24 protein-coding genes and 1 pseudogene are annotated in these 26,119 nt (G+C 67.1%); 19 read left to right on the top strand and 6 right to left on the bottom strand.

What is annotated here, in order from left to right; genetic code table 11:
- The first annotated feature begins 1 nt into the window (after position 1).
- A complete protein-coding gene (gene ahpD / locus ABQF13_RS04015; protein WP_448391452.1) occupies positions 2-535 on the top strand; it encodes an alkyl hydroperoxide reductase AhpD in 534 nt (177 codons plus the stop codon).
- A gap of 232 nt (positions 536-767) precedes the next feature.
- Here ahpD and ABQF13_RS04010 read toward each other — a convergent pair whose 3' ends face one another.
- The 4 genes and pseudogenes from ABQF13_RS04010 to ABQF13_RS03995 all read right to left on the bottom strand — a co-directional run.
- Positions 768-1,919 (bottom strand): acyl-CoA dehydrogenase family protein, encoded by a 1,152-nt coding sequence (locus ABQF13_RS04010; RefSeq protein WP_448391451.1) that lies wholly within the window; start codon positions 1,917-1,919, stop codon positions 768-770.
- Positions 1,920-1,930: 11 nt separating this feature from the next.
- Positions 1,931-3,376, bottom strand: a complete 1,446-nt coding sequence (gene pntB, locus ABQF13_RS04005) for a Re/Si-specific NAD(P)(+) transhydrogenase subunit beta (protein WP_448391450.1) — start codon at positions 3,374-3,376, stop codon at positions 1,931-1,933.
- Positions 3,377-3,379: 3 nt separating this feature from the next.
- Complete coding sequence (locus ABQF13_RS04000) at positions 3,380-4,909, bottom strand: Re/Si-specific NAD(P)(+) transhydrogenase subunit alpha (protein ID WP_448391449.1); 1,530 nt, start codon at positions 4,907-4,909, stop codon at positions 3,380-3,382.
- A 94-nt stretch (positions 4,910-5,003) separates the two neighbouring features.
- Positions 5,004-5,114 (bottom strand): annotated as a pseudogene (locus ABQF13_RS03995) (CAP domain-containing protein); the annotation flags it as partial.
- Positions 5,115-5,254: 140 nt separating this feature from the next.
- Here ABQF13_RS03995 and ABQF13_RS03990 point away from each other — a divergent pair.
- Both ABQF13_RS03990 and ABQF13_RS03985 read left to right on the top strand, forming a co-directional pair.
- Positions 5,255-5,959 (top strand): TetR/AcrR family transcriptional regulator, encoded by a 705-nt coding sequence (locus ABQF13_RS03990; protein ID WP_448391448.1) that lies wholly within the window; start codon positions 5,255-5,257, stop codon positions 5,957-5,959.
- Positions 5,956-7,752 (top strand): acyl-CoA dehydrogenase, encoded by a 1,797-nt coding sequence (locus tag ABQF13_RS03985; protein WP_448391447.1) that lies wholly within the window; start codon positions 5,956-5,958, stop codon positions 7,750-7,752. Before ABQF13_RS03990 ends, ABQF13_RS03985 begins: the two co-directional genes overlap by 4 nt.
- On the opposite strand, the gene ABQF13_RS03980 is transcribed toward ABQF13_RS03985, so the two are convergent.
- Positions 7,749-8,855, bottom strand: a complete 1,107-nt coding sequence (locus ABQF13_RS03980) for an alcohol dehydrogenase catalytic domain-containing protein (RefSeq protein ID WP_448391446.1) — start codon at positions 8,853-8,855, stop codon at positions 7,749-7,751. The genes ABQF13_RS03985 and ABQF13_RS03980 overlap by 4 nt on opposite strands.
- A gap of 35 nt (positions 8,856-8,890) precedes the next feature.
- On the opposite strand from ABQF13_RS03980, the gene ABQF13_RS03975 reads away from it, so the two are divergent.
- Positions 8,891-9,328: an acyl-CoA thioesterase gene (locus ABQF13_RS03975; protein WP_448391445.1), complete on the top strand. Its 438-nt coding sequence runs from the start codon at positions 8,891-8,893 to the stop codon at positions 9,326-9,328.
- 78 nt (positions 9,329-9,406) lie between these two features.
- A complete protein-coding gene (locus ABQF13_RS03970; protein WP_448391444.1) occupies positions 9,407-9,847 on the top strand; it encodes an SRPBCC family protein in 441 nt (146 codons plus the stop codon).
- Positions 9,848-9,865: 18 nt separating this feature from the next.
- On the opposite strand, the gene ABQF13_RS03965 is transcribed toward ABQF13_RS03970, so the two are convergent.
- A complete protein-coding gene (locus tag ABQF13_RS03965; protein ID WP_448391443.1) occupies positions 9,866-10,558 on the bottom strand; it encodes a GntR family transcriptional regulator in 693 nt (230 codons plus the stop codon).
- Positions 10,559-10,697: 139 nt separating this feature from the next.
- On the opposite strand from ABQF13_RS03965, the gene fadD5 reads away from it, so the two are divergent.
- The 14 genes from fadD5 (at position 10,698) to ABQF13_RS03895 (ending at position 26,107) form a co-directional block, all read left to right on the top strand.
- On the top strand, positions 10,698-12,341 hold the full coding sequence (fadD5, locus tag ABQF13_RS03960; RefSeq protein ID WP_448391442.1) for a fatty-acid--CoA ligase FadD5: 1,644 nt from the start codon (positions 10,698-10,700) through the stop codon (positions 12,339-12,341).
- A 213-nt stretch (positions 12,342-12,554) separates the two neighbouring features.
- Entirely contained in the window at positions 12,555-13,352 is a 798-nt protein-coding gene (locus tag ABQF13_RS03955; RefSeq protein ID WP_448391440.1) for an MlaE family ABC transporter permease, read from the top strand.
- A gap of 1 nt (position 13,353) precedes the next feature.
- The gene (locus tag ABQF13_RS03950; RefSeq protein WP_448391439.1) at positions 13,354-14,223 is read left to right on the top strand and encodes an MlaE family ABC transporter permease; all 870 of its coding nucleotides are present in this window, start codon (positions 13,354-13,356) and stop codon (positions 14,221-14,223) included.
- Positions 14,224-14,228: 5 nt separating this feature from the next.
- Positions 14,229-15,440 carry an MCE family protein gene (locus ABQF13_RS03945; RefSeq protein ID WP_448391438.1) on the top strand — a complete coding sequence of 404 codons (1,212 nt, stop codon included), beginning with the start codon at positions 14,229-14,231 and terminating at the stop codon, positions 15,438-15,440.
- Positions 15,437-16,468, top strand: coding sequence for a virulence factor Mce family protein (locus ABQF13_RS03940; RefSeq protein ID WP_448391437.1), 1,032 nt, complete (start codon positions 15,437-15,439; stop codon positions 16,466-16,468). Before ABQF13_RS03945 ends, ABQF13_RS03940 begins: the two co-directional genes overlap by 4 nt.
- Positions 16,465-18,039, top strand: a complete 1,575-nt coding sequence (locus tag ABQF13_RS03935; RefSeq protein WP_448391436.1) for a virulence factor Mce family protein — start codon at positions 16,465-16,467, stop codon at positions 18,037-18,039. Before ABQF13_RS03940 ends, ABQF13_RS03935 begins: the two co-directional genes overlap by 4 nt.
- 11 nt (positions 18,040-18,050) lie before the next feature.
- Entirely contained in the window at positions 18,051-19,682 is a 1,632-nt protein-coding gene (locus ABQF13_RS03930) for a virulence factor Mce family protein (RefSeq protein WP_448391435.1), read from the top strand.
- A 32-nt stretch (positions 19,683-19,714) separates the two neighbouring features.
- The gene (locus ABQF13_RS03925; protein WP_448391434.1) at positions 19,715-20,866 is read left to right on the top strand and encodes an MCE family protein; all 1,152 of its coding nucleotides are present in this window, start codon (positions 19,715-19,717) and stop codon (positions 20,864-20,866) included.
- A 3-nt stretch (positions 20,867-20,869) separates the two neighbouring features.
- Positions 20,870-22,432 (top strand): MCE family protein, encoded by a 1,563-nt coding sequence (locus tag ABQF13_RS03920; protein ID WP_448391433.1) that lies wholly within the window; start codon positions 20,870-20,872, stop codon positions 22,430-22,432.
- Positions 22,402-23,061, top strand: a complete 660-nt coding sequence (locus tag ABQF13_RS03915; RefSeq protein ID WP_448391431.1) for an Rv1363c family protein — start codon at positions 22,402-22,404, stop codon at positions 23,059-23,061. The genes ABQF13_RS03920 and ABQF13_RS03915 overlap by 31 nt, the downstream gene beginning before the upstream one ends.
- Before the next feature lie 11 nt (positions 23,062-23,072).
- Entirely contained in the window at positions 23,073-24,044 is a 972-nt protein-coding gene (locus tag ABQF13_RS03910) for an RDD family protein (protein ID WP_448391996.1), read from the top strand.
- The gene (locus tag ABQF13_RS03905) at positions 24,041-24,592 is read left to right on the top strand and encodes an Rv1363c family protein (RefSeq protein WP_448391430.1); all 552 of its coding nucleotides are present in this window, start codon (positions 24,041-24,043) and stop codon (positions 24,590-24,592) included. The genes ABQF13_RS03910 and ABQF13_RS03905 overlap by 4 nt, the downstream gene beginning before the upstream one ends.
- A complete protein-coding gene (locus tag ABQF13_RS03900; RefSeq protein WP_448391429.1) occupies positions 24,559-25,407 on the top strand; it encodes a mammalian cell entry protein in 849 nt (282 codons plus the stop codon). Before ABQF13_RS03905 ends, ABQF13_RS03900 begins: the two co-directional genes overlap by 34 nt.
- A gap of 16 nt (positions 25,408-25,423) precedes the next feature.
- Complete coding sequence (locus ABQF13_RS03895; protein WP_448391428.1) at positions 25,424-26,107, top strand: YoaK family protein; 684 nt, start codon at positions 25,424-25,426, stop codon at positions 26,105-26,107.
- Positions 26,108-26,119: the final 12 nt, after the last annotated feature.

Here is a 26,119-nt window from a genome sequence, read left to right as displayed (position 1 = left end):
CGTGAGCATCGACCGCATCAAGGAAGCGCTTCCGGAATACGCCAAGGATCTCAAGCTCAACCTCAGCAGCATCGTCAAGACGACGGAGCTGACCGAACAGCAGCTGTGGGGTGCGCTGGTGGCGACCGCCGCGGCCACCAAGTCCGAGCGGCTGCTGCGCGAGATCGCCGAAGACGCGCTGGACATCCTCAGCGAGGAGGCCTACAACGCCGCCCTCGGCGCGGCCGCCATCATGGGGATGAACAACGTGTTCTACCGCACCAAGGGGCAGCTCGACGGCGCCTACGACGACCTGCGGGCAGGCCTGCGGATGAACATCATCGGCAACCCGGGCGTCGCCAAGGACGACTTCGAGCTGTGGTCGTTGGCCGTCTCGGCCATCAACGGCTGCGGGCACTGCCTGGCCGCGCATGAGAAGACGCTGCGCGACGCGGACGTGTCGCGTACGGCGATCTTCGAGGCGATCCGGCTGGCATCGATCGTCTCCGGCGTCGCACAGGCGCTGCAGACGGCTGACGTGCTGACCGCCGTCTAGCCGAACCCAACGAAAGAGCGGGGCACCCTGATGGGTGCCCCGCTTTTTCGTCATATCGGATGATCATTCGAGCCGATTCAACTTTGAGCCAGTGCTCTTCGCGCTTGCCGTGGTGCGACCACACCGGCGGCGCCGTGCCGATTCCCTCGCCGAGCAGACATAGAAGGTTGCAAACGCAGCTGCAGAACACGTTTCTGTGTCTGCTCGCGGTCCAGGGGTGCCCGGCGAGCGGTCAGGAAGTCAGGCCGCGCGCGATCACCAGGCGTTGAATCTGGTTGGTGCCCTCGAAGATCTGGGTGATCTTGGCCTCGCGCATGTAGCGCTCGACCCGGTAGTCGCGCGTGTATCCGACGCCGCCGAACACCTGCACCGCGTCGGTGGTCACCTTCATCGCGGCGTCTGTGGCGACCAGTTTGGCGATGCTGGCCTGCTGGGAGTACGGCTGGTCGAGATCGCGACGCCGCGCGGCATCCAGGTACGTGGCGCGCGCGCTGGCCACCGCGGCGGCCATGTCGGCCAGCAGGAAGCCGAGCCCTTGATGGTCAATGATCTTGCGGCCGAACGTGGTTCGCTCGTTCGCGTACTTGACGGCTTCGTCGAGGGCGGCCTGCGCCAGCCCTGTTGCGACCGCGGCGATGCCAAGGCGGCCGGAATCGAGTGCGGAGAAGGCGATCTGCAGACCTTGGCCCTCGGCGCCGATGAGGCGTTCGGCCTCGATGTGAGCGTGGTCGTAGAACGCCGACGTCGTCGGGACCGCGTGCAGGCCCATCTTCTCCTCGGGCTTGCCGAAGCTCAGCCCGGGCAGATCACCGGGGACCAGGAAACAGCTTATCCCCCTTGGCCCTTCGCCGGTGCGGGCGAACAAGGTGTAGAAGTCGGCCAGCCCGCCGTGGGTGATCCAGGACTTCGACCCGTTGAGGACATAGCCGGGCACCGGCCCTTCGTCAGAAAGCACAGCCGCACACCGCAGCGCCGCGGCATCCGAACCGGCCTGCGGCTCGGACAGGCTGTAGGCGCCGATCTGCTCACCGGACAACATCTGCGGCAGCCAACGCTTCTTCTGCTCCTCGCTGCCGAACGCCAACAGCGGATGCGAGGACAGGCTGTGCACGCTGACCGCCACCGCGACCGCCGCCCACCGCGCCGCGATCTCCTCGAGCACCTGCAGGTAGACCTCGTAGGGTTGGCCGCCGCCGCCCCACTCCTCGGGCTGCGGCAGGCTCAACAGCCCAGCCGAACCGAGCGCACCGAACACCCCGTCGGGATAGGTCTCGGCCTTCTCGTGGGCGTCGACGATCGGGTCGAGCACCTTGTCGGCGATGTCGCGGGTGAGTGCGATCAGGTCATGCGCTTCGTCAGTTGGTAACAGTCTGTCGACCGGCATGGGTATCGACCTTAATGAGCGGCGGCGAGCGCATCTGACAGCGCGGCGTTGATCGCGTCCACCCGGTCCTTGGCATCGCCGAACAACATTTGGGTGTTCTCCCGGAAGAACAGCGGGTTCTGCACCCCGGCGTAGCCCGACGCCATGGACCGTTTGAACACGATGACGTTGTCGGCGTTCCACACCGTCAGCACCGGCATGCCGGCGATCGGGCTACCCGGATCCTCGGAGGCGGCCGGGTTGACGGTGTCGTTGGCGCCGATGACCAGCACGACGTCGGTGCCGTCGAAGTCGTCGTTGATCTCGTCCATCTCCAGCACGATGTCGTAGGGCACCTTGGCCTCGGCCAGCAGCACGTTCATGTGGCCGGGCAGCCGGCCCGCGACCGGATGGATGCCGAACCGGACGTCGACGCCGCGTTCGCGCAGCCGGCGCGTCAGGTCGGCGACCCCGTACTGAGCCTGCGCGACGGCCATCCCGTAGCCGGGTGTGATGATCACCGAGCGGGCGTTGGCCAGTAGTTCGGCCGCACCGTCGGCGGTGATCTCGCGGTGCTCGCCGTAGTCGGTGTCGTCGGCGGGTCCGGCCTCGATCCCGAACCCACCGGCGATGACCGAGATGAACGACCGGTTCATCGCCTTGCACATGATGTAGGACAGGTAGGCACCGGATGAGCCGACCAGCGCGCCGGTGACGATCAGCAGGTCGTTGCCGAGCAGGAAGCCCGCCGCCGCGGCTGCCCACCCCGAATAGCTGTTGAGCATCGACACCACCACCGGCATGTCGCCGCCGCCGATCGAGGCGACCAGGTGCCAGCCCAGCAGCAGCGCCAGCACGGTCACCACCACCAGCACCCACAGCTGCGGGTCGATCACGAACCACACGGTGAGCGCGGCGAAGACCACCAACGCGCCGACGTTGAGGAAATTCTTACCCGGCAGCATCAGCGGCGCCGACTTCATCCGAGCCGAGAGCTTGAGGTTGGCCACGATCGAGCCGGTGAACGTCACCGCGCCGATGAACACCCCGATGACGACCTCGGCGGAATGGATGCCCAGCATCCCGTCCTGACCCAGCTGCACGGCTTCGGCGCCGGTTGGGTCGGCCTCGACGTGCAGGTAGCCGTTCCAGCCGACCAACACGGCGGCCAGGCCGACGAACGAGTGCAGCAACGCGATCAACTCGGGCATGCCGGTCATCTCGACGATCCGCGCGCGCCACAACCCGATCACCGCGCCGATGACCATGGCCACCGCGAGCAGACCCAACCCCAGCGGCTCGATCCGGTGGTTGATGGCCAGCGCGATCGTCGCTACCAGGGCGATCGCCATGCCGCCGATGCCGTAACTGATGCCGGCGCGGGAGGTCTCGTGCTTGGACAGCCCCGCCAGCGAGAGCACAAAGAGCAGCGCCGCGACGACGTACGCCGCGGTGGCGGTGGTCTCGATACTGAACATGGGTTAGCTCCTCGTGAACATGGACAGCATGCGGCGGGTCACCGCGAAACCGCCGAAGATGTTGATGCTGGCGATCAGGATCGCGACGAAGGCCAACGTGGTGATGATGACGTCACCGTGGCCGATCTGTAGCAGCGCGCCGACGATGATGATCCCGGAGATCGCGTTGGTCACCGACATCAGCGGGGTGTGCAGCGCGTGGTGCACGTTGCCGATCACGTAGTAGCCGATCACGATCGCCAGCGCGAAGACCGTCAGGTGCACCTGCAGCGCGGCCGGTGACAGGGCGATCAGCGCGAACAGCGCCGCGGCCGCCGCGAACGTCAAGCCGAGCCGGCGCGCGTTAGACATCGGCTCCTTGGCCGGTTTGGCCTCGACCGCGGCGGCAGGGGCCGCCGCCGGCGCCGCCGACACCTGCACCGGCGGAGGCGGCCAGGTGACTTCACCGTCGCGAACGACGGTCATCGAGCGCTGGACGACGTCCTCGAAGTCCAGGGTGAGTTGCCCGTCCTTCTCCGGGGTGAGCAGCTTGAGCAGGTGGACCAGGTTGGTGCCGTACAGCTGGGAGGCGGTGGCGGGCAGCCGGCCGGCCAGGTCGGTGTAGCCGATGATCGTCACGTTGTTGTCGGTGATGACGGCCTGATCCTTGACGGTGCCCTCGACATTGCCGCCGTTGGCCGCGGCCATGTCGACGATCACGCTGCCCGGCTTCATCGACGCCACCATCTCGGCGGTGATGATGCGCGGCGCCGGCTTTCCGGGGATCAGCGCCGTCGTGATGATGATGTCGACGTCCTTGCACTGTTCGGCATAGAGCGCGGCCTCGCGGGCCTTGTAGTCCTCGCCCATCTCCTTGGCGTAGCCGGTCTTGGAAATCTCAGCGACCTCGGCCGCCGGGTCGACGGACAGGTACTCCCCGCCCAGTGAGCGGACCTGATCGGCGACCTCGGGCCGCGGGTCGGTGGCCTTCACGATCGCGCCGAGGCTGCCCGCCGCACCGATGGCGGCCAGCCCGGCCACCCCCGCGCCGACGACGAGCACCTTGGCAGGCGGCACCTTGCCCGCCGCGGTCACCTGACCGGTGAAGAACCGTCCGAAGCTGTGCGCAGCCTCGACGACCGCGCGGTAGCCCGCGATGTTGGCCATCGACGACAGCACGTCCAGCGACTGCGCCCGCGAAATGCGCGGGACGGCGTCCATCGCCAGCGCTGTGATCGGGCGTGTGGACAGCTTCTCCACCAGGTCCGGGTTCAGCGCCGGAGAGATGAGGCTGACCACCGTCGCACCGTCGCGTACTGCGGCGATCTCGCTATCGGTCGGTGCGTTGACCTTGAGCACGATCTCGGCACCCCATGGGTCACCGATGCTGGCGCCCGCCTCGACGTAGGCGTCGTCGGCGAAGCTGGAAGCGGCGCCTGCACCCGACTCGACGACGACGGAATAGCCCAGCTTGATCAGCTGCCCGACGGTCTGCGGCGTGGCGGCGACGCGCGTCTCACCCGCGTGGGATTCGCGCGGTATCCCAATGATCATCCGGGAGAGTCTGCCATCTGTCTTCTGGCGACCAAATTCCCCTCCGACCGTCAGCGGTAGGAGGGGACGAAATCAGCCAAGCGCTACCGCGGGCTCACACCGGGGGGTAGGCCGGGGGTGGGTAGACGCCGCGCAGGATCCAGGCGAACCAGGCCGCTCCGTACTCCAGCTCGTCGCTCGCGTCATAGTCCGGGTTCGGATCCACGTGATCACCTCTCGAGTGCGGCTGGTTGTGGCGTAAGTCTAGACCCGTTGCCGGTGTCGGCGATAGCCCGAGCACATAAACTAGCCAACCAGTTGATTGATGCCCCGGACACCTTCCGGGCCTGCATATAGTGAGTCGCCATGTCCGTTACGTCACCTGCGACACCGCCTGATCGCGCGGGCGGTTCATCGGGCAACGGGATGTCCCGGCGCGAAGAACTGTTGGCGGTCGCCACCAAGCTGTTCGCCGCACGCGGCTATCACGGCACCCGAATGGACGACGTGGCCGACGCGGTCGGGCTCAACAAGGCCACCGTGTACCACTACTACGCCAGCAAGTCGCTGATCCTCTACGACATCTACAAAGGCGCCGCCGACTTCACCGTCGACGCCGTGCATGACGACCCCAGCGCATCGGCGCGCGAGACGATCTACCACTTCACCCGCAGGCTCCTCGTCGGCATCGCCAGTGACATCGAACGCGCCGCGGTGTACTTCCAGGAGGGCCCCTACATCACCGAGTGGTTCACCGAAGACCAGGTGGCTTACATCCGCCAGGCCGAGGCGCAGGTCTACGAGCACATCCGCGACGTGATCGACCGCGGTATCGAAAGCGGCGAGTTCTATGACTGCGACTCGCACGTGCTCGCCCTCGGCTACATCGGGATGACGCTCGGTGCGTACCGCTGGCTGCGGCCCCAAGGCCGGCGCACCGCCGGCGAGATCGCCGTCGAGTTCAGCACGGCGCTACTGCGCGGGCTGATCCGCGACGAGACCGTGCGGGTGGAATCACCGCTGGGCATCGACCTACCGAACACCGAGAATGCGGGGCAGGCTCAATCATGAAATCCACCCTGCTGTCCCGACGTGACCTCGACTTCCTGCTGTTCGAGTGGCTGCGCGTCGACGAGCTGACCAAGCGCCCCAGGTTCGCCGAGCACTCCCGCGACACGTTCGACGGCGCGCTGGACCTGTGCGAGCAGTTGGCCACCCGCTACTTCGCGAACCACAACAAGACCAGCGACGCCAACGAGCCCAGCTTCGACGGCGAGAAGGTCACCGTCATCGACGAGGTCAAACAGGCCTGGGACGCATTCGCCGACGCCGATCTGCTCGGCATGTCGATGGACAACGAACGCGGCGGCGCCCAACTCCCAATCGCCGTGGCCGAAGCCGGCTTCGCCTGGTTCGCCGCCGGTAACATCGCCACCGCCGGCTACCTCATGCTCACCATCGCCAACGCCAACCTGGTCAGCCGGTTCGGCACCGCCGAGCAGATCGACAACTTCTTCGAACCGATGCTGGCCGGCCGGTTCTCGGGCACGATGGCGCTCTCGGAAACCCAGGCCGGGTCGTCGCTGGCCGATATCACCACGCGGGCAGAACCACAGGACGACGGCAGCTACCGGCTGTTCGGATCCAAAATGTGGATCTCGGGCGGGGACCACGAGTTGACCGACAACATCGTCCATCTGGTGCTCGCCAAGGTTCCCGGCGGCCCGCCGGGCACCAAGGGCATCTCGCTGTTCATCGTGCCCAAATTCCTGATCGACGCGGACGGCTCGATCGGCGAGCGCAACGACGTGGCGCTGGCCGGGCTGAACCACAAGATGGGCCAGCGCGGCATCACCAATACGTTGCTCAACTTCGGCGAGGGCAAGTTCACCCCCGGCGGAAGGCCCGGCGCCGTCGGCTATCTGGTCGGCGAAGAGCACCGCGGCATCGTCTACATGTTCACGATGATGAACGAGGCCCGGCTGCTGGTCGGGATGGCCGCCGTCGCTCTCGGGTACACCGGGTACCTCAAATCGCTGCAGTACGCGCGCGAGCGTCCACAGGGCCGCGCGCTGACCGCCAACGACCCCACGGCGCCGCAGATCCCCATCGTCGAGCACGCCGACGTCAAGCGAATGCTGTTGGCGCAGAAGGCCTATGTCGAAGGCGGGATGGCGCTGCAGCTGTACTGCGCCAGGCTCATGGACCTGATGCACAGCGCCGAGACCGACGAGGAGCGCGACGCCAACTCGCTGTTGCTCGACCTGCTCACCCCGGTCGGCAAGAGCTGGCCGTCGCAGTGGTGCGTGGAAGCCAACAGCCTGGCCATCCAGGTGCACGGCGGTTACGGCTACACCCGCGAGTACGACGTCGAACAGCACTACCGCGACAACCGGCTCAACCCCATCCACGAGGGGACCCACGGCATCCAGAGCCTGGATCTGTTGGGCCGCAAGGTGACTGCGCGCGGTGGCGCCGCGCTCGGTGCGCTGGGCGCCGTCCTCGGCCGGTCGGTGGCCACCGCCGGTGAACTCGGCGGCGAGATCGCCGAGCACGCCGCTGCGTTGGAGGTCAGCTGGCAACGCCTCGTGGCGGTCACCACGGCGATGTTCGGCTCCGGTGACATCGAAGCCGCGATGGCCAACAGCGTGGTCTACCTCGAGGCGTTCGGCCACATCGTGGTGGCGTGGATGTGGCTGGAGCAGCTGATCGCCGCGCACGGCCGCGACGGCGACTTCTATGACGGCAAGCGCGCCGCGGGCCGCTACTTCTTCCGCTACGAGCTGCCCAAGACCGCACCGCAACTGGATCTGCTGGAAAGCCTGGACCGCACCACGCTGGACATGCGCGAAGCCTGGTTCTAGTCGAAGAGGACGACCTGACGCACCGCGGCGCCGTCGGCCAGCGCGTCCATCCCCGCGTTGACGTCGGCCAGCGCGATGGTCGACGACACCAGCGACTCCACCGGCAGCCGCCCGTCGCGCCACAGCCCCACGAAGTGCGGTATCTCCCGCGCCGGCACCGCCGAGCCGAGGTAGCTGCCGATCAGTGAGCGACCTTCGGCGACGAAACCCAACGGCGACAACGACATCCGCGCATCCGGGGCGGGCAGGCCGACGGTGACGGTGCGCCCGCCCGGCGCCGTCAACGCGATCGCGGTCTGCACCGCCGCGGCATGTCCGACGGCCTCGATCACCACCGCGGCCTTGATACCGCCGTCGAGCGCCTCCTGCGGCGTGTACGCGTCATGCACGCCGAGGTCGCGGGCCCGCGCCAGCTTGTCGGGCAGCCGGTCGACGCCGACGACGCGGACGTCGGCGTGCGCCAGCGCGGTGAGCACCGCGGCCATCCCGACCCCGCCGAGACCCACCACGGCCACCGTGTCGCCTGCACGGGGGCGGCCGGCGTTGAGCACGGCGCCGCCGCCGGTCAGCACCGCACAACCCAAAAGCGACGCGACCACCGGCGGCACATCGGACTCCACGGGCACCACCGAACGGCGGTCCACGACCGCGTGCGTGGCGAACCCCGAGACGCCGAGGTGATGGTGCACCGGTTGGCCGTCGCGGCTCAGCCGTCGCGCACCGGTCATCAAGGTGCCCGCGTTGTTGGCCGCGCTGCCGCGCACGCACGGCGTCAACCCGTCGGTGGCGCAGGCCGCGCACTGCCCGCAGCGCGGCAGGAACGTCATCACGACCCTGGCGCCGGCGTCGACGTCGGACACCCCGGTGCCGACGTGCTCGACGATCCCGGCGGCTTCGTGGCCCAACAACATCGGCACCGGCCGCACCCGGCTGCCGTCGACCACGGAAAGATCCGAATGACACAGCCCCGCCGCCTCGATGCGCACCAGCAGCTCGTTGTCACCCGGCGCCGCCAGTTCCAGCTCGCCCACCGATAGCGGACGCGACTCGGCGTACGGCCGGGGCCGACTGATCTCCTCCAGCACTGCGCCGCGGATTCTCATGGCTACCAGCCTGCCGCGGCTGACACACTGCTGCCATGAGCAGTGCTGAGCCGCCGCCGAGTGCCCGCGACTTCCCGGTGCACTGGCCAGCGTCGACGCGGTGGATGGACAACGACATGTTCGGCCACCTCAACAACGCGGTGTACTACGGGCTGTTCGACACGGCGATCAACGGCTGGATCAACACCACCTGCCGGATCGACCCGGTGACGGCGCCCTGGCTCGGCGTGGTGGCCGAGTCCGGCTGCCGCTACTTCTCCGAGCTGAAATTCCCCGACCCGTTGACGGTCGGCCTCGCGGTGACCCGGTTGGGCACCAGCAGCGTCACCTACCGGTTGGGGCTATGGCGGTCCAACGGGCCGGTCGCCGCGGTGGGGCGCTGGGTGCACGTCTATGTCGACCGGGCCGGCCGCAGGCCGGTGCCGATACCCGAGCCGATCCGCGCACTGCTGGAAACGGCACGCACGGAATAGTCGGACGACGATCAAGCGGCGAGGCACGAGCCGCGTTGAGGAGTTCGACCAATCAGGAATAGTCGATATGCTCGACGAATGCCGCTCGTGAGCAAGACCGTCGAGGTGTCGGCGCCCGCCGAAGCGATCATGGGGATCGTCGTCGACTTCGAGTCGTATCCGGAATGGAACCCCGAGATCAAGGGCTGCTGGGTGCTTGCCCGCTACGACGACGGCAGACCGAGTCAGCTGCGCCTCGACGTCGTCGTGCAGGGGCAGTCGGGCACCTTCATCACCGCGGTGTACTACCCGGGCGACAACCAGATCTACACGGTGCTGCAGCAGGGTGACCACTTCGAGAAACAGGAGCAGAAGTTCTCGGTGGTGCCGATCGGGTCGACAGCGCTGCTGACCGTCGACCTCGACGTCGAGACCAAGCTCGCAATCCCCAAGACGATGGTCAAGAAGGCGATCGCCGACACTCTCGACTATCTGGCCGACAACCTCAAGGCCCGCGCCGAGCAGCTCGCCGCCACGTAGGACCCGGGGTGGGGCGGCTCAGCTCCACAGCCCCGATTCCTCCAGCCGCGCGATCAGCCGCTGCGCGCCGTCGGTGAATTCGCCTCCGGTCAGCCGGACGACGCTGGCGGCGTCGCGTCTGCGCAGCGCGGCGATGAGCTCGGTGTGCCGGGCCACCGCTGACGCGCCCCAGCCCGGATCGCGGGTGTAGACCCGGCCCGGCAGATAGCGGGCGACGTGCAGCAGGAACCACGCCAGCTTGAGCCGCCCGGCGGCCAGGTTGAACGCCCGGTGGAACGCGAACTCGGCGGCCGAGATCTCCTTGGCGTCGCCCTGCTCGATCGCGGCGGCCAGGGCGTCGTTGAGCTCCTCGAGCTCGTCGATCTGCGCGTCGGTGATGCGTTCGGCGACCGTCGCGGCCAGCTCCTTGGCGATCGTGCCCTGCAGCCAGAAGATGTCCTCGACGTCGGAACGCGTCAGCGGGACGACCACATGTCCGCGGTGCGGTTCCAGCTGCACCATGCCTTCCCCGCGCAGGGTGCGCAGTGCTTCTCGCACCGGAGTGATGCTGACGCCCAGCCGAGCGGCGGTCTCGTCGAGCCGGATGTAGGTGCCCGAGCGCAGCGCTCCGGTCATGATTTCGGCGCGGAGTCGGCCGGCGACCTCGTCGGACAGCTGTTCGCGACGCATCCCGCGGTGAGGCCCCCGGAACGGGGTGGCGGGTGCGTTCACTATCGTCTCCGGTCATCAAGGCGAGGACTTGTCCCTGCGCCGCCGAGGCCATAGTGTGACCGGGGCAACACCAATGTTTGATCAAATATCAACGCTGCGCAACCCAGAGATGGAGCAGATGCTGTTGACCTCGTCCCCGATGCCGGACCAGACGGAGCAGCCGTACCTGGCGCGCAGGCAGAACTGGACCAATCAGCTCGCCCGCCACGCACTGATGCAGCCCGACGGCGTCGCGCTGCGCTTCCTCGGTCGCACCACCACCTGGCGTGAACTCGACGAGCGCGTCACCAACCTCGCGGGCGCGCTGAGCCGGCGCGGGGTGGGCTTCGGTGACCGGGTGCTGATCCTCATGCTCAACCGCGCCGAGTTCATCGAGTCGTTCCTCGCGGTCAACAAGCTCGGCGCGATCGCCGTCCCGGTCAACTTCCGGATGACCCCGCCCGAGATCGCGTATCTGGTCAGCGACTGTCAGGCCAACGTGGTCATCACCGAGGAGGTGCTCGCCAACGTCGCGACCGCGGTCCGTGACCTGGACGCGACGCTGACCACCGTGATCGTCGCCGGCGGTGCGACCGACCAGAACGTGCTCGGCTACGACGACCTGATCGCCGAGGGCGGTAGAGCCGCAGAGACCCCCGAAGTTCCAGATATCCCCAACGACTCGCCCGCGCTGATCATGTACACCTCGGGCACCACCGGCCGTCCGAAGGGCGCGGTGCTCACCCACACCAACATCGCCGGGCAGGCGCTGACGTTTCTGTTCACCAACGGCGCCGACATCAACAACGACGTCGGATTCATCGGCGTCCCGCTGTTCCACATCGCCGGTATCGGCAACATGATCCCCGGGCTGCTGCTGGGACGGCCGACGGTCGTCTATCCGCTGGGCGCATTCGATCCCGGCGCGCTGCTCGACGTGCTCGAGGCCGAGCGGGTGACGGGGATCTTCCTGGTACCCGCACAGTGGCAGGCGGTGTGTGCCGAACAGCAAGCCCGGCCCCGCCAACTGCAGTTGCGTGTGCTGTCGTGGGGTGCGGCGCCGGCCTCGGACACGTTGCTGCGCACCATGTCCGAGACCTTCCCCGGCTCGCAGATCCTTGCGGCGTTCGGCCAGACCGAGATGTCGCCGGTGACATGCATGTTGTTGGGCGACGACGCGGTCCGCAAGCTCGGCTCAGTCGGCAAGGTGATCCCGACCGTCGCCGCGCGCGTCGTCGACGACGAGATGAACGACGTGCCGATCGGCGAGGTGGGTGAGATCGTCTACCGGGCGCCGACTCTGATGGCCGGCTACTGGAACAACCCGAAAGCCACCGCCGAGGCGTTCGCCGGCGGGTGGTTCCACTCCGGCGACCTGGTTCGCCAGGACGAGGAAGGCTACATCTGGGTCGTCGACCGCAAGAAGGACATGATCATCTCCGGCGGCGAGAACATCTACTGCGCGGAGGTCGAGAACGCGCTCGCCGGCCACCCGGCTATCGCCGAGGTGGCGGTGATCGGCCGCGCGGACGAGAAGTGGGGCGAGGTGCCCGTCGCGGTAGTGGCGCTCGGCCCCGACGCCGGCACCGATCTTGACCTGCGTGATCTCGATCGGTTCCTATCGGAACGGCTGGCCCGGTACAAGCACCCGAAGGCTCTCGAGGTGGTCGACGCGCTGCCGCGAAACCCGGCGGGGAAGGTGCTCAAAACCGAGTTGCGGACCCGCTTCGCGGCAGCCGGACCCACCGATGCCGGCGAAAGCCGTACTCCGCCAACAGTTTCTGCCGGGGCGCAAGAAGGCTAAAGAAATGAACAGAGGGTGGGCGACGCCGACGACGCGAATACTGCAGATGCCGTGCACGGCGCGGATGCGATCGGGTACAGTCCGGTGGTCTGCCTTACTACTGGCGAGTAAGGAGACGAAGGTCACAGGCACCAGGCTCGGGCAAGGAGGGCGCGTGCGACAGGCGCAGCTGTTGCGCCACGACAGTCGCGACTACGTCGTGGGAGGACACTGGTGACGGCCACAACCGGCATGACCGGTTATGTGCGTGAGCAGGTCAGGCCGGGTCTTGAGGCCGTTGGCGGCTTTGTCCGGATGTGCGTGCTCACCGGAAAGGCGCTGTTCAAGCCGCCGTTCCAGTGGCGCGAGTTCATTCTGCAGAGCTGGTTCCTCTGCCGGGTGGCGTTCCTGCCGACGCTGGCGGTCTCCATCCCGCTGACCGTGCTCCTGATCTTCACGCTGAACATCCTGCTCGCCGAATTCGGCGCCGCCGACGTCTCCGGAGCCGGTGCGGCGATCGGCGCCGTTACCCAGTTGGGTCCGCTGGTTACCGTGCTCGTGGTTGCCGGGGCCGGTTCGACGGCCATCTGCGCCGACCTCGGCGCCCGCACCATCCGCGAGGAGATCGACGCGCTGGAGGTGCTCGGCATCGACCCGATCCACCGCCTGGTCGTTCCCCGTGTGGTGGCCTCGACGTTCGTGGCGGTGTTGCTCAACGGTGCGGTCATCACCGTCGGGTTGGTCGGCGGCTTCATCTTCGGGGTGTACCTGCAGAACGTCTCGGCGGGCGCGTACGTCTCGACGTTGACGCTGATCACCGGGCTGCCCGAGGTGGTCATCTCGATCATCAAGGCAGGCACCTTCGGCCTGATCGCCGGCCTGGTCGGCTGCTACCGCGGCCTGACGGTCGCGGGCGGCGCCAAGGGCGTCGGCACCGCGGTCAACGAGACCCTGGTGCTCTGCGTCATCGCCCTGTTCGCAGTCAACGTGGTGCTGACCACGATCGGTGTCCGCTTCGGAACGGGGAACTGACGTGTCCACGACAACTGTCCTGCGTTCCCGGTTTCCGCGGGGGTACACCCGCACCCAGAACGTGGTCTCCGCGCCGGCCCGGTTTCTCGACAGTGTCGGGCACGTCGCCTGGTTCATCGTCACGGCGATCGGCTCGATCGGGCACGCGCTGCGCTACTACCGCAGGGAGACCCTGCGGCTGATCGCCGAGATCGGGATGGGCACCGGCGCGATGGCCGTCATCGGCGGCACCGTGGCCATCGTCGGCTTTGTGACGTTGTCCGGTTCGTCGCTGGTCGCGATCCAGGGCTTCGCCTCCCTCGGCAACATTGGCGTCGAAGCGTTCACCGGCTTCTTCGCGGCGCTGATCAACGTCCGCATCGCCGCGCCCGTCGTCGCGGGTCAGGCGCTGGCGGCCACCGTCGGCGCCGGCGCCACCGCCGAACTCGGTGCCATGCGCATCGCCGAGGAGATCGACGCGCTGGAGGTGATGGGCATCAAGTCCATCTCGTACCTGGTGTCGACGCGGATCATGGCCGGCTTCATCGTGATCATCCCGCTGTACGCGATGGCGATCATCATGAGCTTCCTGTCCGCGCAGGTGACCACGACGTTCTTCTACGGGCAGTCGATCGGCACCTACGAGCACTACTTCCGCACATTCCTGCGGCCCGACGATGTGTTCTGGTCGTTCATCCAGGCGGTGATCATCTCCGTCATCGTGATGATCAACCACTGCTACTACGGATACTTCGCCAGCGGCGGTCCGGTGGGCGTCGGCGAGGCCGTCGGCCGATCGATGCGGGCATCGCTGGTCGCGATCGTTGTTGTGGTCCTGTTGGCCTCGTTGGCGCTCTACGGCGTCGACCCGAACTTCAACTTGACGGTGTAGCCGCGATGACCGCACCTTTGAACGCACCCCGGACCCCGCCGTACAAGCTGGCGGGGCTGGTACTGGTGGTGTTGTCCATCGTCGCCCTGGTCCTGGTGTACCTCCAGTTCCGCGGTGACTTCCTGCCCCGCACACAGCTGACCGTGATCTCCGCGCGTGCGGGCCTGTCGATGGACCCCGGCGCCAAGGTCACCTACAACGGGGTGGAGATCGGCCGGGTCACCGGGGTCGACGCGGTCACCGTCGGCGACGAACCGCAGGCGAAGATCACCCTCGACGTCGACCCCAAGTACCTCGACCTGATACCGAAGAACGTCGACGCCAGCATCGACGCCACCACCGTTTTCGGCAACAAGTACATCAACTTCTCCGCGCCGAAAAACCCCACCAAGGAACGGATCACGTCAGCCGACGTCATCGACGTGACGTCGGTGACCACCGAGTTCAACACCCTCTTCGAGACAGTTGTCGAGATCTCCCAGCAGGTCGACCCGATCAAGCTGAACCAGACGCTGGCGGCCACCGCGGAAGCCCTCGACGGGCTCGGTGACCGGTTCGGGCAGTCGATCATCCACGGCAACGAAATCTTGTCCGATATCAACCCGCGGATGCCCGAGATCGCCGAGGACAACCGGTTGCTCGCCGACCTCGGCGAGGTGTACGCCACCGCGGCGCCCGACCTGTTCGACGGTCTGGAGAACGCGGTGACCACCGCGCAGACGCTCAACGAGCAGCAGGGCAACATCGACCAGGCGTTGATGGCCGCGATCGGCTTCGGCAACACCGGCGGCGACATCTTCGAACGCGGCGGTCCGTATCTGGTGCGCGGCGCCGAGGACCTCATCGTGGCCTCGGAGATCCTCGACGAGTACAGCCCGGCGCTGTACTGCACGATCCGCAACTACCACGATTCGGAACCCAAGGTGGCGGCATCGCTGGGCGGCAACGGCTACTCCCTACGGACGATGTCGTGGCTGATGGGCGCCGCCAACCCGTACGTGTACCCGGACAACCTGCCGCGGGTGAACGCCAGCGGCGGTCCGGAAGGTCGCCCGGGCTGCTGGCAGCCGATCACCCATGACCTGTGGCCCGCGCCGTATCTGGTGATGGACAGCGGCGCCTCGATTGCGCCGTACAACCACTTCGAATTGGGCCAGCCGATCCTGATCGAGTACGTCTGGGGACGCCAGATTGGGGAGAACACGATCAACCCATGAGAATTACCGGTACCGCCGTCAAACTCGGCGTCTTCTCGCTGGTGCTACTGCTGTTCACCGCGATGATCATCGTGGTGTTCGGGCAGATGCGCTTCGACCGCACCACTGGGTATACGGCGATCTTCTCCAACGCCAGCGGGTTGCGCGAAGGCCAGTTCGTCCGCGCCTCGGGTGTGGAAGTCGGCAAGGTCGAAAGCGTCAAGCTGATCAACGGCGGCTCCCAGGTGGAGGTCGGCTTCAACGTCGACCGCTCGCTGCCGCTGTTCGAGGGCACCACCGCGTCGATCCGCTACCTGAACCTGATCGGCGACCGCTTCATGGAACTCAAGCGCGGCGACAGTGACGAGCGGATGCCCAGCGGCGGCACGATACCCCTCGAGCGCACTGAACCCGCACTGGACCTGGACGCGCTGATCGGCGGGTTTCGCCCGGTGTTCCGGGCGCTGGACCCCGACAAGGTCAACAACATCGCTCAGTCGATCATCACCGTCTTCCAGGGTCAGGGCGGCACCATCAACGACATCCTCGACCAGACCGCGTCGCTGACGTCGGCGCTGGCCGACCGGGACCAGGCGATCGGCGAGGTGATCCGCAACCTCAACACGGTGCTGGACACCACGGTGCGCCATCAGCAACAGTTCGACGAGACCGTGCAGGATTTCGAGACGCTGATCACGGGGCTGAAGAACCGGGCCGATCCGATCGCCACGTCCGTCGCGGGTATCAGCGACGCGGCAGGCACGGTCGCCGATCTGCTCGCCGACAACCGCCCGCTGCTGCAGAGCACGATCGGCCACCTGGAGAACGTTCAGCAGCCGCTGGTCGACCAGCGCGACGGCCTCAACGATCTGCTGGTCAGGCTGCCCACCGCGTTCAAGATCATCGGGCGCGCGGGCGGCATCTACGGTGACTTCTTCAACTTCTACGCCTGCGACATCTCGATTCGGATGAACGGGCTGCAACCCGGCGGGCCGGTGCGGACCGTCAAACTCTTCAGCCAACCGTCGGGTAGGTGCACGCCACAATGAGAACCCTGGAGGGATCGAACCGGGTCCGAAACGGGTTGATGGGCATCATCATCCTGGTCTTGGTCATCGGTGTGGGACAAAGCTTCGCCAGCGTGCCGATGCTGTTCGCGACGCCGACCTACTACGCCTACTTCTCCGACACCGGCGGTCTGACCAACGGTGACAAGGTCCGCATCGCCGGCGTCGACGTCGGCCGGGTGCGCAGCATGGACATCGAGGGCGACAAGGTCAAGATCGGATACTCGCTGGGCGGTACGCAGATCGGCACCGACAGCCGCGCGGCCATCCGCACCGACACCATCCTGGGCCGACGCAACATCGAGATCGAGCCACGCGGGTCTGATCCGCTGCGCGCCAACGGCGCCCTCCCGCTCGGCCAGACCACCACGCCGTACCAGATCTACGACGCATTCTTCGACGTGACAAAGGCGGCCTCCGAGTGGGACACCGAAACCGTCAGGCGATCGCTGAACGTGTTGTCGGAGACCATTGACCAGACCTACCCGCACCTGAGCGCGGCGCTCGACGGGGTGGCACGGTTCTCCGAGACCATCGGCAAACGCGACGACGACGTCAAGAAGCTGTTGGCCAACGCCAACAAAATCGCCGGGGTGCTCGGCAACCGCAGCGAGCAGGTCAACCAGTTGCTGGTCAACGCCCAGACCCTGCTCGGCGCGATCAACGAGCGCAGTTACGCCGTCGGTGCCCTGCTGGAGCGGGTCAGCGCGTTCTCCGACCAGCTCAAGGGCTTCATCGACGACAACCCGAACCTCAACCGCGTCCTCGAACAACTCCGCGTGGTCAGCGACGTGTTGCGGGAACGCCAATACGACCTGATGGACACGCTCACCACGATCGCCAGCTTCGTGGCGTCGCTGGGTGAGGCCGTAGCCTCCGGCCCGTACTTCAAGGTGATGCTGGTGAACCTGTTGCCGGGGCAGATCCTGCAGCCGTTCATCGACTCGGCGTTCAAGAAGCGCGGCATCGATCCGCAGAAGTTCTGGCGCGATGCGGGGCTGCCGGCCTGGCGGTTCCCGGATCCCAACGCGCAGGGCTTCGACAACGGCGCCCCGCCACCGGGACCCGCCGTGCTGGAAGGCACACCCGAACATCCCGGACCCGGCGTGCTCAAGGGCCATCCGTGCTCGTACACGCCGCCGGCCGACGGCCTGCCGCGGCCGGAGGACCCGCTGCCGTGTGCGGACCTGACGACCGGTCCGTTCGGCGGCCCAGCCTACGGTCCGATCGACGTGGTCACCTCCGACCCGAACGTGCACGGACCGCAGCCGTCGCCGGGTGTGCCGGCCGCGGCGATCCCGGGCCAGACGCCGCCACCCGTGCCGGGCGCGCACGGCCAGCCGGCCGCCGGACCGCCCGGCGCCCGCACCGTGCCGGTGGGGCAGGACCCTTCGCAGCCGCCATTACCCGCGGACTTCACCCCTGGCATCGCGCCGTTGCCGCCTGCGCTACCCGCACCGCCGGCGCCGGGACCGGGGCAGCAGTTGGCGCCTGCCGGGCAGCCGCCACTACCGGGCAATCCACCGTTCCTTCCGCCGGGCTCACAGGGATAGGGGGCTAAGCGATGTCAACTATCTTCAACGTCCGAAACCTGCGGCTACCCCAGGTTTCTCGTGCCGCGGTGATCATCGGCGTGCTGGTCGTGGTGCTCGCGGTGGTGGCGGCCATCGTCGGGTACAACCTGTACCGCAAGCTGACCACCAACACCGTTGTCGCCTATTTCACCGACACGCTGGCGCTGTACCCCGGCGACAAGGTGCAGATCATGGGCGTCAAGGTCGGTTCGATCGACAGCATCGAACCGGCCGGCGACAAGATGAAGGTCACCTTCCACTACGACAACAAGTTCAAGGTGCCCGCCAACGCCACCGCGTCGATCCTGAACCCGAGCCTGGTCGCGTCGCGCACCATCCAGCTCGCCCCGCCCTACACCGGTGGGCCGGTGATGGAGGACAACACCGTCATCCCGCTGGAGCGCACCCAGGTGCCGGTCGAGTACGACGAACTGCGTAACTCGATCAACCGGATCCTGACCGACCTGGGCCCGACACCCGAACAGCCGTCCGGTCCGTTCGGCGAAATCATCGAATCGGCCGCCGACGGTTTCGCGGGCAAGGGCGAGCAGCTCAACCGGACGCTCAACGGGTTGTCCGAAGCGCTGTTCGCGCTCAACGAAGGTCGCACCGACTTCTTCGGCGTGGTCAAGAGCCTGGCGATGTTCGTCAACGCGCTGCATCAAAGCGATCAGCAGTTCGTCGCGCTGAACAACGATCTGGCCGAGTTCACCAACGCGTTCACCAACACCGACCGCGAGGTGTCCAATGCGCTGCGCGACCTCAACGAACTGCTGACCACCACCCGGCAGTTCCTCGATGAGAACGCCGAGGTGCTGACGCACGACATCAACAACCTGTCGTCGGCCACCACGGCGATCCTGCAGCCCGAACCGCGCGACGGTTTGGAGACCGCGCTGCACGTGTTCCCGAACCTGGGGGCCAACCTGATGAACATCATCTCGCCGGTGACGGGCGGCGTGATGGGCATCCCGGTAATCAACAACTTCGCCAACCCGCTGCAGTTCGTGTGCAGTTCGATCCAGGCGGCCAGCCGGCTGGGTTATCAGGAATCGGCCGAGTTGTGCGCGCAGTACCTGGCGCCGATCCTCGATGCGATCAAGTTCAACTTCCCGCCGTTCGGGCTCAACCAGTTCTCCTCGGCGTTGACGTTGCCCAAGCAGGTCGCGTACTCCGAGCCGAGGTTGCAGCCGCCGGCGGGCTACAAGGACACCACGGTGCCGGGCATCTGGTCGCGTGACACGTTGTTCTCGCACGGCAACCACGAGCAGGGCTGGGTGGCCGCGCCGGGTATGCAGGGCGTGGACGTGCAGCCGTTCACCGCGAACATGATGACCCCGGAATGCCTCGCTGAACTGATGGGCGGGCCCGACTGCGTCATTCCGCCTGCGCCGCCCACCTTCGGTGGACCGCATCAGGCCGGGCCCCCGAACGCCTACACGGAGAACACGCCGCTGCCACCACCGTGGTACCCGCAGCCAGGGCCGCCGCCGGCACCGGCACCGGGAGTGATCCCGGGTGATCCGGGTGGCTCGCCGCTGGCCGGACCCGCGCCGGCGCCCAGCGGACCTGCGCCGGCGGCGCCGGCGGGACCCGCACTACCGGCAGAGGCAGGTGGGTGATGACCGCTCGCGCGAGGAACAGGGGTTCGGCAATGAGCGCTCGCAGGGTGAGCACGCTGATCCGCCGTGCGGTGGCGCTGGGTGCGATCGCGCTCGTGGTGAGCTCCTGCGGGTCTTGGAAGGGCATTGCGAACGTTCCGCTGCCCGGCGGTCCGGGAACGGGCGGGAACGCGTGGACGGTGTACGTGCAGATGCCGGACACCTTGGCGCTCAACGTCAACAGCCGGGTGCGTGTCGCCGATGTGTATGTGGGCCGGGTGCGTGCGATCGAGCTGAACAACTGGGTCGCGACGCTGACGCTGGATTTGGAGCCCAGCGTGGAGCTGCCGAAGAACGCGCTGGCCAAGATCGGTCAGACCAGCCTGCTGGGCTCGCAGCATGTGGAGCTGGAGCCGCCGCCGGATCCGTCGTCGGAACCGCTACGCGACGGTGACACGATCCCCCTGCAGAACGCGTCGGCGTATCCCACCACCGAACGGGTGCTGGCCAGCATCGCCACCATCCTGCGCGGCGGCGGGGTGCAGAACCTCGAGGTCATCCAGACCGAGATCAACAACGTGCTGACCGGCCGGGCCGACCAGATCCGGGAGTTCCTCAACAAGCTGGACACCTTCACCGACGAGCTCAACCAGCAGCGCCAGGACATCACGCGGGCCATCGACTCGACCGACCGGTTGTTGGCGATCGTGGCTCAGCGCAACAACACCCTGGACCGGGTGCTGACCGAGTTCCCGCCGCTGATCAAGCATTTCGCCGAGACCCGCGACCTGTTCGCCGACGCGGTCGAGGCGGTCGGGCGGATCAGCGTGGCCGCCGACGAGTCGTTGGGCCCGGCCAGCGACGACCTCAACACCAACCTGGCCAACCTGCAGCGGCCGCTGAGGGAGCTGGGTAAGGCGTCGCCGTACCTGCTGGGCGCGCTCAAGCTGATGCTCACCGCACCGTTCTCGATCGAGAACGTGCCGAAGGTGGTCCGCGGTGACTACCTCAACGTGTCGCTGATGGTCGACCTCACGCTGTCGGCCCTCGACAACGGCGTGCTGACCGGCACCGGGATTTCGGGCATGCTGCGCGCGCTCGAGCAGTCGTGGGGTCGCGACCCGGCGACGATGATCCCGGACGTGCGGTTCACCCCGAACCCGCACAACGCGCCGGGTGGACCGCTGGTGGAAAGGCATGAGTGAGCTGTGCTGACCAGATTCATCAAGATCCAGCTGGTGTTGTTCACCATCCTGACCGTCCTCGCCCTCGTGGTGCTGGGCTGGTATTACCTGCGGCTGCCTGCGCTGGTCGGGATCGGCCAGTACACGCTGCACGCCGAGTTGCCGCGTTCCGGTGGGTTGTACGCCACCGCCAACGTCACCTACCGCGGCACCCAGATCGGCAAGGTGACCGAGGTAGAGCCAACCGAGACCGGTGCGCGCGCCACGATGAGCATCGACGACCGCTACAGGATCCCGGCCGATGCGACGGCCAACGTGCATTCGGTGTCGGCGATCGGCGAGCAGTACCTGGACCTGGTGTCCACAGGTGACCCGGGCCAGTATCTACAGCCGGGCGCGACGATCACCGAGAGCACGGTGCCCAGCGAGGTCGGTCCGGCACTGGACGCGGCCAACGAGGGCCTGGCCGTGCTGCCGAAGGAGAAGATCGACACCCTGCTCACCGAGACGTCGAAGGCCGTCGGCGGGTTGGGCCCTGCGCTGCAGCGCCTGGTCGATTCGACGTCCAGCCTTGCGGCGGGCTTCCAGGAGCACCTGCCCCAGGTCGACGACATCATCGTCAACGCGCGCCCCATCCTGGACAGCCAAGTGCAGTCGGGCGACAACATCGCGCAGTGGTCGCGCAACCTCAATGTGATCGCGGCGCAGGCCGCCCAGGAGGATGCGGCGTTGCGCAGCGGTCTGCAGCAGGCGCCGCCGACGCTGGATCAGGTCAGCGCGGTGTTCGGTGCCGTGCAGGAGTCGCTGCCGCAGACCTTGGCGAACCTGTCGGTGGTCATCGACATGCTCAAGCGCTACCACAAGGGCCTGGAGCAGACGCTGGTGATCCTCCCCCAGGGGGCCGCGGCCACCCAGGCCGGCACGTTGTTCGAGGACCTGGGCCAGCTGCCGCTGGCACTGTCCATCAACCAGCCGCCGCCGTGTCTGACCGGCTTCCTGCCCGCATCGGAATGGCGTTCGCCCGCCGACACCAGCATGGAGCCGCTCCCCAAGGGCACCTACTGCAAGATCCCGAAGGACTACCAGGGCAACGTCGTTCGTGGCGCGCGCAACTATCCATGCGTCGACGTGCCGGGCAAGCGCGCAGCGACGCCGATGGAATGCCGCAGCGATCAACCCTACGTGCCGTTGGGCACCAACCCGTGGTACGGCGACCCCAACCAGGTGTTGTCGTGCCCGGCTCCCGGCGCGCGCTGCGATCAGGGCGTCAACCCCGGTTTCGTCGTTCCCGCGCCATCGGTCAACAGCGGCGTCAACCCGATGCCGGCCAGCGAACTGCCGCCGGCATTGTCGACGGCGCCGGTCAGCGATCCGCTGAGCCCCCCGGGACAGGGCACCGTCAGCTGCAGTGGACAGCAACCCAACCCCTGCATCTACACTCCGGCACCAGGGCCACCCGGCTCCACGGCGGTGTACAGCCCGACCAGCGGCCAGGTGGTCGGACCCGATGGCGTCAGGTACAACGTCAGCAACTCGAGTAACCCAGGAGACGACGGATGGAAGGAGATGCTGGCACCCGCCAGCTGAACCCCACCGATGCTGATGCTGTGCCGGAGGATGCTTCCGCAAAGCGCGACGATGCGCGTCCCGAGCCCGACGAGTCGTTAGCAGTATCCACAGAAGAACAGGCCGAAAGTTCACCCGACCAGCGCCGCGCACCGCGGCTGGGTCGCGGCTGGGCGGTAGGTATCTGCGCGACGTTGGTGCTGCTGGCAGCCGCCGGCGGGGTCGGCGGCTATCTGGCGCTGAAGGCCAACCAACAAAGCGAGGCGACCGCACGTGCGGAGGCGGCTGCCCTGCAGGCCGCGAAAGACTGCGTGGCGGCGACGCACGCACCCGACACCGAGGCGATGAGCGCGGCACAGACCAAGATCATCGAATGTTCGACGGGTGACTTCGCCGTGCAGGCCTCGCTGTACAGCGGGGTGCTGGTCGACGCCTACCAAGCGGCCGACGTTCAGGTGCAGGTGTCCGATATGCGCGCGGCGGTCGAAAAGCACAACGCCGACGGCTCCTTCGACGTCCTGGTCGCGGTGCGGGTCCAGGTGACCAACTCCGACACCGAAGACCAGGAACAGGGGTACCGGCTGCGCGTCCAGATGGCGCCCGACGAGGGCACCTACAAAGTCGCCAGGCTGGACCAGGTCACCTCGTGACGCCACCGACCATGACGCTCGACATCGCTACCGACATCCCGGCCACCGACGAGGTGGTGCCGCCGCTGGCGTCGTGGCCCGCGCGGGCCGGTGCCTTCGCCGTCGACGTGCTGGTGGGACTCGGCGTGCTCGCGACGCTGGCGTTGGTGGCGTGGACGGCCCCGCTGCGGGGCTGGCTGTGGTGGGTGTTCACGGTGACGGCGGCGATCGTGGTGCTGGCGATGGCCGTGAACCGGCTGGTGTTACCCGCGGTCAAGGGATTCAGCCTGGGGCGCGCACTGTTCGGCATCGCCGTGGTGAACCGGACCGGATCGCCGGTCGGGGTGTGGCGGCTGCTGGTGCGCGACCTGGCGCACCTGCTGGACACCGCGGCATTGTTCATCGGCTGGTTGTGGCCGCTGTGGGACAGGCGCCGGCGCACGTTCGCCGATCTGCTGGTTCGCACCGAAGTGCACCGGGTCGAATCAGGGCCCCGCGACGTGCGCCGGCTCACCGCGATGGTGTTGATCGCGGCGGCGCTGTTGTCGGCGGCGGCGGTAGCGTTGAGCGCTCTGGTGGTGTACCGCCACGACCGCGCGATCGAGACCGCGCGCGTGCAGATCGCCGAGCAGGGGCCACGCATCGTCGAGCAGATGCTGACCTACAAGAAGGACACCCTGCAGCAGGACTTCGCCCACGCCCAGTCCCTGACTACCGAGTCCTACCGCGAGCAGCTGATCGCCCAGCAGCAGGCGGTTCAGAACGCCGGGGTGACGTCAAACGAGTACTGGGCTGTCAGCAGCGCGGTGCTGCCAAATCCACCCGTCACCCCCGACAGCGCGTCGATGCTGCTGGCGATGCAGGGCCAGCGTGGTGACGACCCGAACAACCTGAAGTTCATCACCGCGACCGTGCGGGTGAACTTCGAGAAGACCGACGGGCAGTGGCGCGTCGCCGATCTGACGGTACTCAAGAGACCGCTGATGAACCCGGAAGGCCAATGAGCCCGCGCCGCCGTATCGACGCCGCCGAACCCGACTTCTTCGAGGTGACGCCGAAGGCTCCGCGCCGCTGGGGACTGCCGGTGATCGCCACGGTGGCGTCGCTGTTGATGGTCGCCGCGATCACGCTCGGCACGCTGATGCTGATCAACCATGAGGCGGACCGCCGGACGGCGGTCAAGGATGCGATGGCGCTGGGCTATGTGCGCGAGTTCATGACCGACTACACCTCGCTGGATCCGTTCCACGCCAACGCATATGTGGACCGAATCCTCGCCGAGGGCACCGGTGAGTTCGCGTCGATGTTCAACGAGAAGAAGAACGCGATTCTGGTCCAGGTGGCGCGCCAGGAGCCGACCACCGGCACCGTGGTGGAGGCCGGGGTGCAGCGCTGGAACGACGACGGCAGCGCCGACGTGCTCGTCGCGACGACGGTCACTTCCAAGTCCCCGGACGGCACGCAGACTTATGAGAGCGGAAGTCGTTGGATCGCAACGACTGTCCAGGAAGGAGAGCAGTGGAAGATCAGCCAGCTGATTCAGGTGATCTGACCGCCGCCGAGGATGCCAAGGACGCCGAGCCGTCGGCGCCCGCCGGTCGGCGCCGCTGGTTCTCCTTGCGTCGTGGTAGGAAAACCACTGGGGCCGAGGACGTTACCGAGCAGGATCAGAGCGTCGAGCCGGAGCAGCCCAAGCCGGTGCCGCGCGGTAAGGCGGCCCGCACCAGCAAGTCGGAAATCACGGAGCCGGAGGTTTCAGAGCAGGACGCGGTCGCCGACGAAGCGCCCGAAACCGAGATGAACGAGGAGCCTGAGGAGCCTGAGGAACAACCGGTACTCGTTGCGCACCGGCCCGCGGGTAGGCGGTTGGCGATCGCCGCGATCGTTGCCGCTGTGCTGTTCGTCGGCGCCGCAGGCTTCGCCGCCGCGATGGTGCAGCCGCATCTGTCCGAACGGGCGACCGTGCAGATCAAACTCGACGTGGCGCGAACCGCCGCCGACGCGATCACCACGCTGTGGACCTACACGCCCGAAGACATGGAGAGCCTTCCGGACCGGTCCGCGGCGTATCTCGGCGGCGACTTCGAGTACGAATACCGCAAGTACATCGACGCGATCGTCGCACCCAACAAGCAGGCGCAGGTCTCCAACACCACCGAGGTGATGGGCGCGGCGGTGGAATCGCTGACGCCCACCGAGGCGACCGCGATCGTCTACACCAACTCGGTTGCCACCAGCCCTGTCACCAAGAACATCCCGTCGCTGCGCTATTTGTCGTATCGGTTGACGATGCAGCGTGAAGACGCGAAATGGTTGATCACCCGGATGTCCACGGTGACGTCACTGGACCTCACACCACAGCTGTAGCACCGAAACCACCTTCGTGGCCGTTCAATCGCCTGTCTCGCAGCGGCTGACCTACGTCGCGCTGTTTCTGCTCACGTTCGCGACCGGGCTGGTCGACGCGGTCAGCGTGCTGGTGCTGGGACATGTCTTCGTCGCCAACATGACGGGCAACGTCATCTTCCTCGGCTTCTGGTTCGTGCCGGACTCCGGTGTGGACATGACCGCCGCGCTGGTCGCGTTTGTCGCCTTCGTGGCGGGCGCGGTCATCGGCGGCCGGTTCGCCCGACACCTCGACGCCGAGGTTCGCCGCTGGCTGGGCATCACCCTCGGCGTGGAAGTGGTGACGCTGATGGTGCTTGCGATCCTGGCCGGCGCGGGTGTGCTCGACTACGAGAACGACACCAAGCTCATCCTGATCGCCGGACTGGCCGTCGTGTTCGGCATCCAGAACGTGACCGCGCGCCAGTTCGGCGTGCAGGAGCTGTCCACCACCGTGCTGACATCGACCATCTCCGGGCTGGGCTTCGACAGCCGGTTGGCCGGCGGCACCGGCGAACGGGAAAAGCTGCGTTACGGCGTGGTTTTCACGATGTGCGGGGGCGCGGTAGTGGGTGCGACGCTGACCCGGGTCACGGTCGCTCCCGTCATCGCGCTGGCCGCGGCGTTCATCGCGGCCGGCGCCGCGATCTTCTGGTTCGGCCCCCGGCATTCGGCGGGGTAGTCCGCGGGCTGA

Source organism: Mycolicibacterium sp. XJ879, assembly GCF_053483935.1.
Note: the sequence above shows the minus strand (reverse complement) of the source record. Positions and strands in the feature narration are given on the sequence as shown.